Source organism: Marinobacter goseongensis (assembly GCF_023156235.1).
In the GTDB taxonomy this organism is placed as follows: Bacteria; Pseudomonadota; Gammaproteobacteria; order Pseudomonadales; family Oleiphilaceae; genus Marinobacter; species Marinobacter goseongensis.
Window position 1 is genome coordinate 149,807 of sequence record NZ_JAKZAI010000009.1, and the last position, 12,362, is coordinate 162,168.

11 protein-coding genes are annotated in these 12,362 nt (G+C 59.5%); 6 read left to right on the forward strand and 5 right to left on the reverse strand.

What is annotated here, in order from left to right:
• The first annotated feature begins 117 nt into the window (after positions 1–117).
• Positions 118–1,905: a DUF4394 domain-containing protein gene (locus MLC70_RS10260; RefSeq protein WP_248183585.1), complete on the forward strand. Its 1,788-nt coding sequence runs from the start codon at positions 118–120 to the stop codon at positions 1,903–1,905.
• Between the two features lie 231 nt (positions 1,906–2,136).
• Here the strand turns inward: MLC70_RS10260 and MLC70_RS10265 are convergent, their stop codons facing one another.
• Positions 2,137–3,006, reverse strand: coding sequence for an alpha/beta fold hydrolase (locus tag MLC70_RS10265; RefSeq protein ID WP_248183586.1), 870 nt, complete (start codon positions 3,004–3,006; stop codon positions 2,137–2,139).
• Between the two features lie 124 nt (positions 3,007–3,130).
• Between MLC70_RS10265 and MLC70_RS10270 the strand changes: the two genes are divergently transcribed.
• The 3 genes from MLC70_RS10270 (at position 3,131) to MLC70_RS10280 (ending at position 7,712) form a co-directional block, all read left to right on the forward strand.
• Positions 3,131–3,775, forward strand: a complete 645-nt coding sequence (locus MLC70_RS10270) for a TetR/AcrR family transcriptional regulator (RefSeq protein ID WP_248183588.1) — start codon at positions 3,131–3,133, stop codon at positions 3,773–3,775.
• Positions 3,768–5,654, forward strand: a complete 1,887-nt coding sequence (locus tag MLC70_RS10275) for an N-acyl-D-amino-acid deacylase family protein (protein WP_248183590.1) — start codon at positions 3,768–3,770, stop codon at positions 5,652–5,654. Before MLC70_RS10270 ends, MLC70_RS10275 begins: the two co-directional genes overlap by 8 nt.
• Positions 5,655–5,828: 174 nt before the next feature.
• Complete coding sequence (locus MLC70_RS10280) at positions 5,829–7,712, forward strand: sensor domain-containing diguanylate cyclase (protein ID WP_248183593.1); 1,884 nt, start codon at positions 5,829–5,831, stop codon at positions 7,710–7,712.
• Here the strand turns inward: MLC70_RS10280 and MLC70_RS10285 are convergent.
• Together MLC70_RS10285 and MLC70_RS10290 are read right to left on the reverse strand one after the other, a co-directional pair.
• Positions 7,709–7,987 (reverse strand): Rdx family protein, encoded by a 279-nt coding sequence (locus MLC70_RS10285; RefSeq protein ID WP_248183595.1) that lies wholly within the window; start codon positions 7,985–7,987, stop codon positions 7,709–7,711. The two genes, MLC70_RS10280 and MLC70_RS10285, sit on opposite strands and share 4 nt — an antisense overlap.
• Positions 7,984–9,021, reverse strand: coding sequence for an AraC family transcriptional regulator (locus MLC70_RS10290; protein ID WP_248183596.1), 1,038 nt, complete (start codon positions 9,019–9,021; stop codon positions 7,984–7,986). The genes MLC70_RS10285 and MLC70_RS10290 overlap by 4 nt, the downstream gene beginning before the upstream one ends.
• Positions 9,022–9,168: 147 nt before the next feature.
• Here MLC70_RS10290 and MLC70_RS10295 point away from each other — a divergent pair, with 147 nt between their 5' ends.
• Positions 9,169–10,059, forward strand: coding sequence for a fatty acid desaturase family protein (locus tag MLC70_RS10295; RefSeq protein ID WP_248183598.1), 891 nt, complete (start codon positions 9,169–9,171; stop codon positions 10,057–10,059).
• Here MLC70_RS10295 and MLC70_RS10300 read toward each other — a convergent pair.
• Both MLC70_RS10300 and MLC70_RS10305 read right to left on the reverse strand, forming a co-directional pair.
• Positions 10,028–10,957, reverse strand: a complete 930-nt coding sequence (locus tag MLC70_RS10300; protein WP_248183599.1) for a pirin family protein — start codon at positions 10,955–10,957, stop codon at positions 10,028–10,030. The two genes, MLC70_RS10295 and MLC70_RS10300, sit on opposite strands and share 32 nt — an antisense overlap.
• A 39-nt stretch (positions 10,958–10,996) precedes the next feature.
• Positions 10,997–11,560 (reverse strand): NADPH-dependent FMN reductase, encoded by a 564-nt coding sequence (locus MLC70_RS10305; protein ID WP_248183600.1) that lies wholly within the window; start codon positions 11,558–11,560, stop codon positions 10,997–10,999.
• A gap of 86 nt (positions 11,561–11,646) precedes the next feature.
• Between MLC70_RS10305 and tenA the strand changes: the two genes are divergently transcribed.
• Positions 11,647–12,315, forward strand: a complete 669-nt coding sequence (gene tenA / locus MLC70_RS10310) for a thiaminase II (RefSeq protein ID WP_248183601.1) — start codon at positions 11,647–11,649, stop codon at positions 12,313–12,315.
• Positions 12,316–12,362: the final 47 nt, after the last annotated feature.

Sequence of the window (12,362 nt, forward strand, 5' to 3'; positions counted from 1 at the left end):
TTTCGCTCACCAGTTCCGTAGCTGAATCTGAATACCCAGGAACGCCAGGCCCGGTGCCTGCGATTTTGTGCGCCACCCGTTTGTTCAGTAATAACAATCAGCGAAGGGATATCTGTAATGAACAATAAAGTATTTACTGTCTCAATGCTCTCTGTGGCCGTTTCACTGGCTGGCTGTTTCGATGGAGGCTCTGGCTCCAGCAGCCGCGCCGGCGACAACCGACTCGACTGCACACCGGCCAGCGACCTTGCGGCCCTGACAACTGACGACATGCTGGCCGTAACCTCCCAAAGTAATTGCCTGGTCCGGTTCCCGGTATCCGATCCCTCGGCAATCGCCGTCATCGGGCCACTGGACGCTGCGGGGGATGTGGTGGGGCTGGATTTCCGCCCGGCTTCCGGCGAACTGTTTGCACTCACCGCCATGGGTGAGTTGTTACTCGTAGACCCCATGACCGCCCAAACCACCCAGGTGACCGCGAGTATTGGCGAATTACAGGGCGCGCGTTACGACATCGATTTTAACCCCGCCGCCAACGCCCTGCGGCTGATCAGCGACGCCCGGCAGAATTTCCGCATGGGGTCCCCCGCTCTGGTCGAGAGCGCCATGATGGAAGCGCTGGTGGACGGCAAGTTTGGTTACCTGCAGGGTGTGGTGGCCACCGCGTACACCAATGTGAATCCGGATCAGGACGGCACGCAGATGTATGTGATCAGTGCCGACTCCCGAACGTTCTACCAGCAGAACCCCAATGTGGGCCTGCTCACCCGAATTGGTGGGTTGTTTGAAGCGGCCGGCAGCCTGGATGTTAAGGGCTACAACGTGTTGACCACCGCTGACGGCAGCAATGAACACTATGCCGTGTTCGATGTGGACGGCACTGTAGGCCTTTATTCCATTGACCCGGCGAACGCTGAAACCACGTTACTCAAGGAGCTCCCGCAAGCCAGTGGTGACTTTATGGATCTCACCGTGGCCGCAAACGCACAACCGCGCGAGTTTATTCTTTATGAGCAGCTCGATACGGACGATTTCCAGCTGCAGATTTTTGAACTGGACCCAGCCAATCCAGACTCCGGAACCCCTCTCGCCAGCTTTGAAAGCACCATTTCATTAGATGGGGTGATGATGGGAGACGTTATCGTCGGCTTTGATTTCCGAACAACCAGCCCAGAAGCCGAGAACAACGGACTATACGCAGTGGCAGACAGCGGCAGAATTTATAGCATCACAATCACGGAAGGCGGTTCTGTCCTGCCAATCCCACTTCCGATACTTCCTTCCACGCCAGACACCGCTCAGGCAACAGAGCTTGCAACTTTGTCTGAGAGCCTTTCAGGCCGTCGCTTCGATATTGACTTCAACCCCCGTGCAGATCTGCTCCGCATCATCGGCGATGCCGGCCAGAACCTGCGAGTGAACCTTGATCAGGACCGCGAGCTGGCCGGTATGGCCCGCGACACCGGATTTGCCTTTGTCGATGGCACGGTGCGGCTGGATGACACCATGGCGCCTATTCCCGTGGCCGTGGCCTACCGCGCCGCTCCCATGCAGCTGATGAACGCCACACCGAGCCTGGATTTCCAGTACCTGGTTGATGCTCGCAACAGTGGCCTGGCGCGGGTCGCCGTACCCAATGACGGAGCCCTTGTGGCCGTCGGTGATGGTCTGGCAGAGGGCCTGACGCTGCACTCCGATGGCCTGATCCAGCAAAGCATGGACATTGCCCAGGCTGGAACCGCCTATGCGGCCCTGAGAGCTGCGAACGAAACAGCTTCCACCCTGTACACGGTCAGCCTAAGTGACGGTACCGCTGCAGCTGTGGGGGTGATTGGCGGCGCAAACGCGGCAGAAGGGGTGAACGCGATCTCTGTGTTCATTCCGGAAAGCACGGAGATCGAATAAAGAGAGCCGCAAGATCAATGAGCCTCAGGCGTTTTCACGGTCCTCCATGGCTTACCGTCGCAGGATGCATAATTCGGACAGTCAGGGAGGCATCCCCGACAAGGGAGCCGATGCGAGTCTGAGGATTCCTGGGAAGGTTTGTGCTGAGACATGGTTGCGGGTTCCTTAGTAAATAGACTTTATGATTACGCTGTTGCTACGAGATCAGACGCCCGCGCCCGGAAAGATGTCTCAAAGCTGTTCCAGGAATTTCAGATAAGAGCCGGACACCTCACCCGGGGCTTCAATCTGGGGATAATGCCCGATACGCGGGAGCTCACCGAACCAGGCCAGAGGCAGATCCAGTTCTCGAAAACGCGCCACCATATGGGCGCCGGAAACCGGGTCCAGAGACCCGTTGATCAGTGCCACAGGTACCCTGGCGTCGCGAATCGCGCTGACCCAGCGCTCCCGATGCTGCTTGCGGTCGTTCATGTAGGTGATCAGGTTGTGAAAGATGTGCTTGCCGTTGTTGTGGTTGACCAGCGCCCAGAAGTCCTCAAGCTCCCGGGCGTCTGGTTTGGTGTCCGGGCCGAACACCCGGGCCATGGCGCTGTTAAATCGGCGTTTGTTGGATAGCTTGTTGAACAGCGGGCCCAGGGGACTGAGCAGGAGTTTCTGGGTCAGCAAGGCTCGGTGGGTTTCGGGGAACAGGCCGCCATTGAGAAAACACACGGACTGCCACTGCCCGGCCCCCTCACCGGAGTTCTGCCGTGCCAGCAATTCCTGGGCGACGGTATCGCCGTAATCGTGGGCCAGTACATGGAAGCGCCCCAACCCCAGTTGCCGAACCACACCCTCAACGACATCGGCCTGACCATGAATGGAATAGCGGTGGCGACCCGGCTTGTCGGAGAATCCGAAGCCAAGCATGTCCATGGCGACCACCCGGTAGGACTGCCGCAACGCCGGCCAGATCCTGTGCCAGTCCCAGCTTGCGGTCGGAAAGCCGTGGATCAGCAGGATGGTGTCCTGATTCGGCTGGCCCTCATCCACAACAAAAATCCGGAACCCGTTGATGTTGAGTGTCCTGCCTCTGGATTGCCATTGTTGTGGTCGCATGCTGTTCTCCCGGCGCCGTATTCGATGCTGTGTTGGTGTTGTTGTGACAGGATCATGCGAAAACCTGAACTTGACGTCAAGTTTGATCTTTGTTAGTTGTCTTGTACACAGACCGGACACCGTTATGAAACCAGCACCGAGACAGCAACGGGCCATCCGCAAGCGAAACGCATTGCTGGAGGCCGCCTTTCAGGAATTCTCCGTCCAGGGGTTTGAGGCCACCACGGCGAAGTCCATCGCGGATCGGGCCGGGGTCGCCACCGGTACGTTTTACCAGTACTTCCACAACAAACACGATGTGTTGCTGGAAATCACACGCCAGCGGTTCGAAGATCTTCACGCCCATATTCAGATACCCGACGCCCGGCTCGGGCTCACGCGTGGCGTGTCAACCCGGCCACAGGCCCCCAGCATCCGAGATCTTTTCCGCGAAGCCCTCGGTTTCCTGTACGACTTCCACCAACAGGAAGCGGGTCTTCATGACGTGCTGGAATACCGCCGCCGGGTCGACCCGGCACTGGCAACGCTGATGGACGACGGCGAGGCGATCCTGATGGAACGGGTGCGGGCTTTTGTCGCCCGCTACGTGCGGGACGACGTGGAAACCACCGCGTTTTGCCTGTTCTCCATGGCAGAGGGCCTTATCCACCGGCATGTGTTTCAGGGGCATCAGGATGTGACGCGGAATGAATTGATCGAAACCGGCACGCAATTGCTGGCGGCCTATTTTGAAAACCAGAACAACAAAGCGAGGGGCAATGATGAGTGAGACAACCGCGAGTGTCGCAACCTGGGATTATCTGATTCACGGTGCCAAAGTGTTTGATGGCACCGGAGAGCTACCGCTCCGGGAGGACATTGCCATTGCCGACGGAAGGATCGCTGCACGGGGTCAGGAACTGGATCCGGCCAACGCTCGCCAGGTCATCGATGGCAATGAATACTGGGCCATGCCGGGGCTGTTCGATATTCATACCCACTACGATCTTGAGCTGGAGGTGGCACCCGGATTGCCGGAATCCGTTCGCCACGGTACCACCACGGTGGTGATCGCAAACTGCAGCCTGGGGCTGGCATTCGGTGCCCAGCGCAAGGATGACGCCGATCCCATTGTGGATTGTTATGCCCGGGTAGAGAACATTCCCAAAGAAGTGCTGCGGGCCACCGCCGACAAGGTGGACTGGCACAACCCCAAAGAATACATCCAGCACCTCAACAAGCTCAGCCTCGGCCCCAACCTGGTGACGCTGGTGCCCCACTCCATGCTGCGCATAGAAGTGATGGGGTTTGACGCCAGCATCTCCCGCGATCCGACGGAAAACGAGCTGCAAGCCATGGAAGCGTTGCTGGAAAAGGCGCTGGATGATGGCTACGCCGGTTTTTCAACCGACGCCCTGCCCTTTCACTACCTGGCCAACCAGCCCAACACGCGGAAAACCATCCCCACTCAGTTCGCCAAATACCCGGAGATCAAACGGCTGACGGATGTGGTGCGTCGCAAGGGCGGTGTATGGCAGGCCACGCCACCGAAAGACAGTACCATCGGCACCATCAAGACCTTTTTGCTCAGCTGCGGCCGCCTGCACGGCAAGCCCCTGAAAACGACCGTTGTTGCTGCCCTGGATGTGCAAAGCAATCGGAAGATCGTGCGGCTGGCGCGCCTGCTGGCGCGGGTACTTAATTCCCGGCTATTGAAGGGCGACTTTCACCTGCAGGCCCTGGCAGCGCCGTTCAAAGTTTGGTCTGACGGCGCAGTCACACCGCTGTCCGAAGAAATCGAGGAACTGCGCACTCTCAATGAAACCGAGCTGGAAGACCGCGAGGAGCGCATCCGGATCCTCAACGACCCCGATTACATCAAGCGTTTCAAAGCCATGTGGATGAGTGGCAAGACCGGCTTCGGTCTGAGCCGGATCAAACGCTGGCTGCGGCTGGAAGATTATGCGTTCAACCGCACGCTTGCGGACATGACTATTGACGTATGCCCCCTCAAGGCCTGGGAGGGCAACACCTTCGCCGAGGTCTTTGACCGGGTAAGGGCCGCCAACACCGGTCGGGAATTCCACGCCACCGAAGCGAAAACCACCCTGCTCAAAACCCATTTCGGTGACGTGAAAGACGAAGGTGATTTCGTGTTGGCCATGCTGCGGGCCTTTGACCGCGACCTGAGCTGGTACACCGTATCCGCCAACCGGGACGAGACAATGGTTCGTAACCTGCTGATGGACCGCCAGCTGCTGCCCGGTTTCAATGACAGCGGTGCCCACCTCACCAATATGGCGTTCTACGATGGCAACCTTCGCGCCCTGAAGCTGGCCTCCGACGGCGGCGATACCGACGTTGCCTACATGGTTCGCCGGCTGACCCGCGATCCGGCCCGGGTGTTCGGCGTGAAGGGCGGCAGCATCGAGGTGGGCGATCAGGCGGATCTGATTCTGGTGAACCCGTCTGCCCTGCGTCGCCTGGACCACAACAATACAGTGCAACGACAGTATCGCGAGGAATTCAGCCACGAGCAGTTGGTGAACCGGACCGATGGCGTGGTGCCACTGGTAATGATTGCCGGGCATCCGGCATGGCAGGGGGATGAATTCGACCCGTCTCTGGGCAAAACCCGGATGGGCACGGTTTTGGACACCACCTTCTGATTGCGGCTCGCGATACCGGGCATCATACCGTCATGGCCGGCGCAGCTACTTTTGTGCCGGCCATGCCCTCCTTTGCTACATTAAACCAACACTTCAGATACGGTTTGAATCCCAAAATGCCCATTATTTGACTAACATAACGAAGAACAAGAACCTTCATACTGCGGGCTTCAATTGCACTTTCCCATCGCGCGGCGACCAACCCTCAACAAGAGACTTTCCCGGCACCTCTGGTCCCGGGTCGCGTTCCTGGTCTTCGTGTGTGTGGCACTTCCGGGTTTCGCTGCCACAGAGCCGGTAGCTCTGCCCCAAGCCGGTGAAACCCTCGCTCTTGGCCCCCACATCGAGCATCTGGAAGACCCGGAGCGCTCCCTGACGCTGGAAGAGGCTCGCGCCAGCGCGGATCGGTTCCGGCCAAATAGCAGCGAAGTTCTGAATATTGGCTATAACCGCGCCGGTCATTGGGTCCGTTTCCAGCTCCGCAATAGCGGAGCCGAACCACTCAAACGTTTCCTGGAGTTCCGTTCCCTGTTTGCGGATAGGTTGAATCTCTATGCTCCGGATGAGCAGGGGCACTACACGAAGGTGGAATCCGGCCGCCTTGTGCCTCCGCCGGACCGCCCCTTTCAGTCGCGGAATTTCGTGTTCCCGTTAACGGTTCCACCCGGCGGCGAAGCGCTTTACTACCTGTATGTGGACAGTGCCGACACGCTGACCATTCCACTCTACCTGCACACCGATACCGGTCTGGTGCACACCGAGCTGACCAGCCGTTCCTGGCTCTCCTTCTACCAGGGTCTGATCCTCACCATGGCGCTGTTCAGCATCTTTCTGCTGGCCACACTGCGGGACCGGGTTTACGCCTACTACATCGGCGTCATTGTGGTGCACCAGGGGTTGTTCTTTACCCTGTTCAACGGCCTTGGCTATCAGTATCTGGGTCTGGAGGACCCCTGGTGGTCTCGCGAGGCCATGTCGGTGCTTGTCAGCCTGTCGATGTGGATGATTATGCAGTTTGGCCGCGTTCTGCTGGCAACTCGGGACGAACAGCCCCTGCTCGACCGGGTGATTGTGCTGATCCAGCATGCGGCCCTGGTAATTATGGCGCTAAGCTTCGTTGTGGATTACTCCGTGTCGATCCGCCTGGCCAACCCCCACGGTGCGGTGACGGCCGCGGCCATGTGGGTGGTTGGCTGGAACAGTCTGCGCAAAGGTAATCCCGCTGCACGCTATTTCCTGATTGCCTGGTCGATGCTGATCGTGGGTGGCATTGCCTACAGCCTGAAGTCCTGGGGGCTGGCGCCCAGCAATCTGTTTACCGAACACAGCTGGCAGATCGGCGCGGCCATTGAGGCCATATTCCTGTCCCTGGCCATTGCGGATCGCATCAACACCGAGAGCCAACAGCGTATCCGCCACCAGCAGGAAGCCCAGTTGGCCCAGGCCCAGGCGCTGGACATCCAGCGCAAGGCGAACGACATGCTGGAGCAGAACGTCAAAGAACGCACCGAGGAACTGCGGAAAGCGAATCGAAAGCTGCAGCAATTGAGCGACACCGACCAGCTCACCAGCCTCAGTAACCGCCGCTCACTGGATCGATTTCTGACCCACACGATCGCCCGCGCGCGGATAGACCGAAAGCCGGTTGCGGTTCTGATGATTGACGTGGACCACTTCAAGCCGGTCAACGATACCCACGGTCATCAGGTGGGAGATGACAGCCTGCGGGAAATCGCTGCCCGCATCCAGAACAGCTCACGCTGGCCTGCCGATATGGTCGCCCGCTATGGCGGCGAGGAGTTCTGTGTGGTGCTGCCCAACACCGACCGTCAATCTGCGATGTCTGTTGCCCAGCGCATGCGAGATAGCGTGGCGTCTGAACCCGTCACCACCCGGATCGGACGCCTGAAGCTAACGGTCAGCCTGGGCGTTTATGCCGCCGTGCCGACAGAAGACGATTCCAAGGATAGCTTTCTGGAGCAAGCAGACATCGCGCTCTATCAATCCAAGCAGGAAGGGCGCAATCGAGTGACTCTGTTGGGCGCCACCGCTTCCTAGTTTGCCCGATCCGAGTGGCCCAGCGAATGCTCCGGCGCGATCTGGTCGCGCACCAGCTGCTTGAGCTGCTTGATCTCCGGAAATCCACCCTGCTCCTTGCGGGACCAGATCCGTGTGTTGTTCACGTAGATCTCGAAAATGCCGCCAGTGCCGGGTTTGAGGGTGAGTTCATCAATCATGCCGTCGAAGGTGCTCAGCAGCTCCTGCGCCATCCAGGTGGTTCGCAGCATCCATTTGCAGCCAGTGCAGTAGTGAAGGGTTACGCGGTTTGTCATAACGTTGGGTTCCCGGATTGTAGGCGTTGGTTCTGCCGATACTCACCCGGCGTACACGCCATCCAGCGGCGGAAGGCGCGGGTAAAGCTGGCGGTATCGGTATAGCCGAGGTGTATGGCCAGTTCATCAAGTTTCATGTCGCTGCCGTCGAGAAACTGGAGCGCCGCTTGCCGGCGCTCGTCTTCCACCAGCGTACGGAAACTGGTGCCTTCCTGGTCCAGCTTGCGGCGCAGGCTGCGGGGCGACAGCGCCAGTGCCTGAGCCATTTCGTCCAGCGAGGCCACCAGGCCCAGAGGCCCATGCAGTTTCTGCCGCACCTGCCCCGCCAGACCGGAGGCCTGCAACCGTTCCAGACGCCGGCGGCATTGATCGTCGAGCATGCGCACCAGTTGCGAATCGTAGGTAGCCAGAGGCTGATCCGCCAAGTCGCTTTGGACCACAAGGGCATTCCGGGAGCTGCGGTAGATCGGATCAATACCACACAATTCACCGATCCGTTGCGCATGCTCCGGCGGCTCGCCCTGAAACTCCAGCGCAACGATGCCCATACCGGAGAGACTCAGCTCCTTGAGCAGATTCAGGCCGGTGGCGATGTCCCGTTCCAGCAGAAACTGGCGCAGATGGTGGGGAATCGCCTGCGGGTCCATGGAGATACCGAAGCGGTTCGCTTCATCGATTCTGGCAATGGTGCAATAGGCGGTACTCAGCGGCAGATATCGCATGGCCCGTCCGATGGCTTCTCGGAGAGTGCGGCTGGTGCGCAGGGCAAAGCCCCAGATACCGAAGGTGGCCAGGCTGTACTGGAGACCCAACTGAAATCCCAGTGCCGGGGTATCCGGCAGTGCAAGCATCAGGTTCTCGATCAACCGCATTTCCTGCCCACGGGTAACCAGCGCCTCACCATCCTGCAGATCCAGGTCAGTAATGCCGGTGCCCAGCAGGCAGGTATCGCGATCAACACCCTGACCAAGGGCAAAGTTGATCATGACCTGGCTGATGGCTACGGGGTGCAGGGTATTTTCGAAGTTCGACATGGCACGGAGTCTACCCCGACAGGCTCATCAACGGCCATCGCAATAATGGCCATAAATGTCTGCCGAATGGCCACCGGGGTCCTGTTGCGCTTTCCTGGCGCCCCATAGACTGGCTGTTGTGACCATTATCCATGCAGAGGTTTACTCATGGCAGACGATTTGACGGTGCTCAACAAACAGGCGATTGCGTCCGCCAAACAGTATATGGGCCATATAGCGTGGCCCACGGTTCTGCTGGTGGCGGCCACGCTGATCGGCTTCGTGGCAAACCTGGCCCTGTTTGCCGTAGGCGCCATACCGGCCTGGGTAGCACTGCCGGTTCTGGGTGCCCTCACCTACATGGCTTACACTCCCCTGCATGAGGCCGTACACGGCAATATCCACGGCGGCCAGGAACGCTGGCAGTGGCTGAACGATCTTTGCGGTTACCTGGTGGCACCACTGATTGCCATACCTTACGCCTCGCACCGGCTCGAGCATTTCACCCACCACCGGTACACCAACCAGCCCGACAAGGACCCGGATTACATGGTCAGCGGTATGGGCGGGGGCGTGCTTCCGGCACTGGCCACGGTGGTCCGGTTTCTCGGGGTCCAGAACAGCTTTTTTGTCAAACAACACTGGGCGTCCGCTTCGCGGAAGGATCGTGTCATTTACTGCCTGGAGGTCCTGGTGTCTGTAAGCTGGCGCGTGGGGTTTGTGGTGATGGTCGATCAGCCGTGGACCCTGGCTGTCGTTGTTGGGGGTTATCTGCTGGGCGGCTTCTTCACCGCCTACTGGTTCGCCTACCGCCCGCACATTCCGTATCAGGATCCCAAGCGCTACCGCAACACCAGCAGCCTGATCATGCCCCGGTGGATGAAACCCCTGGAGTGGTTCTGGCTGGGCCAGAACCTGCACTCGGTTCACCACCTTTTCCCGCGCGTGCCTTTTTACCAGTACCACGCACTACATCGCGAGATCGAGCCCGTCATGCGTGCCCACGGTACGCCGATTATCGGCATATTCAGCCGCGAGCCGGTGGCGGGTAAGGAATAAACTCTACTTCGTCACCGACCACCCGGGCGAAGCGCCCGGCGCTCCAGTCTTCCTTGGCCCGCTCGATGCGGGCCTGGCTGGACGACACGAAGTTCCATTCGATAAAACGCTTGCCCACAGGCTCGCCGCCAATCAGGGCAATGCGGGTGTCTTCCGTCGCCGTTACCGCTACCCCCGCCTCCGGCGCAAATACCGTCATGCTGTGAGCGGGCAGTTCGGAGCCGTGGGCAGTCAGCGCCCCGCGAGACACGTACACGGCCCGCTCGGCTGCCTCTGGCAGCTCCAGGGGCTGGCCGGCCTTGAGCCTGGCCTCAAGATACAGGGTTTCACTGAACTGACGCACCGGCGAGGTCACGCCGTAAGCGCTGCCCATCATGACCCGGACCGGGACCCCGTTCACTTCGATGGCCGGAATGTCATTACCCGGGTAATGGTGGAACCCCGGGTCGGTCTCTTCGTGCGCGTCCGGCAGCGCCAGCCAGAGTTGCAAACCGTGAAGGCGATGGTCTGTGGCGGTGATCTCCGGGCGCTCACGCTCGGAATGGGTGATGCCCCTGCCAGACACCATCAGGTTGACATCGCCGGGCCGGATGGGCTGAAGGCTGCCTACGGAATCCCGGTGCAGTATCTCGCCCTCGAACAGGTAGGTGACCGTTGCGATGCCGATGTGGGGGTGCGGGCGCACATTGATGCCCGCTCCCGCCGGAAAATCCGCCGGTCCCATTTCATCAAAAAAGATCCAGGGGCCCACCATTTTCCGCCTGGCCGTGGGCAGCAGACGGCGCACGGAAAAGCCGCCCAGGTCGGCCACCCGCGGGCTCAATATGGTTTCGATGGCGCTGCAGGGCGCCTCGGTGGCATCGCAACGCTGCTCGGCCGATTCCAGTACATTACTCATATCATCATTCCTCGCAATGCTCAGCCATGTTTGACTGACTCAGCGCAGGGTTTTCAGTGCCTGCGCCCACTTGGCCAGCTCTTCCAGCATGGCGCCCGCAGAACCGGTGTGGTGATCGCCGGCCATAAACACCCGGTTGTCGTCCAGCAGTTCCCAGGGCATCTGTACCATGACACCCTCCACCATGGGCATCATCTTCACGGTATTCACCAGCTGTTTGGCAAGCTGGGCCGAGCGCAGACCACCGGAAGCCCCGCCGTAGCTGACAAAGCCGCAGGGCTTGTAATTCCATTCGTTGTAGACGTAGTTCACCGCGTTCATGAACGAGGGCGGCGGGCAGAAGTTGTACTCCGGAATCACGAACACGTAGGCGTCCGCCCGGGCTACGCTCGCGGACCAGGCTTTGGTGTGTTCGTGCTCGTATTTCTGCAGTCTCGGGTGATTGGGTTCGTCGTACACCGGCAGGTTGAAGTCGGCCAGGTCCACCAGCTCGCAGTCGAAACGGCCGTGCTCTCTGGCGAATTCGTGGAACCATTGAGCCACCGACGGCCCGATGCGACCGGGGCGGGTGCTGCAGATGATGATTTGAAGTTTTAACGTCATGGATTCGGTCCTTGATTCTGGGAAGGTTGCTTGTCAGTTTAGCCGCTGCTAAAACCTAAGCAAAAGTGATGTTTAACGGAGTTGACATGCCCTATCAGTTCGAAGACCTGAAACACGCCTGCCGGGCCGAATGGCAGGCCTACATTGAACACAGTTTCGTCCGGCAGCTCGGCGATGGCTCGCTGGCCCCCGAGGCGTTCCAGCATTATCTGAAGCAGGATTACCTGTTCCTGATCCAGTTCGCCCGGGCGTTTGCTCTCGCCGCCTACAAGAGCCCTACCCTGAGCGATCTCCGGCAAGCCAAAGAGGGGTTACAGGCCATCGTGGATGTAGAGCTGGATCTGCACATCAGCTACTGCAAGGAATGGGGAATTTCGGAGGAGGAACTGGCACGGCTGCCGGAAGCGCGGGCCACTCTGGCCTACACCCGTTATGTGCTTGAAACCGGTAACCGTGGCGATCTACTGGATCTCCACGTAGCGTTGTCGCCCTGCATGGTGGGCTACGGTGAAATTGCCAACTGGCTGAACAGCCGGGCGGAAACCCTCCGCGGCGCGCACAATCCTTACGACGCGTGGATTGCCATGTACGAAAGTGACGAGTTCCAGCAGGCCATGGGCGCGGAAATCCGCTGGTTGGACGAGCGCCTGGCCGACGTCTCCCCGGCGCGGTTTGAACAGCTCACCCGCATCTTCCGCGACGCGACACGGCTCGAGATCGATTTCTGGCAGATGGGCCTGACACAGAGCGATTAAAGACCCACGAAAATCCCACCAAGACGAACGCCTGCAAAAACTGGATA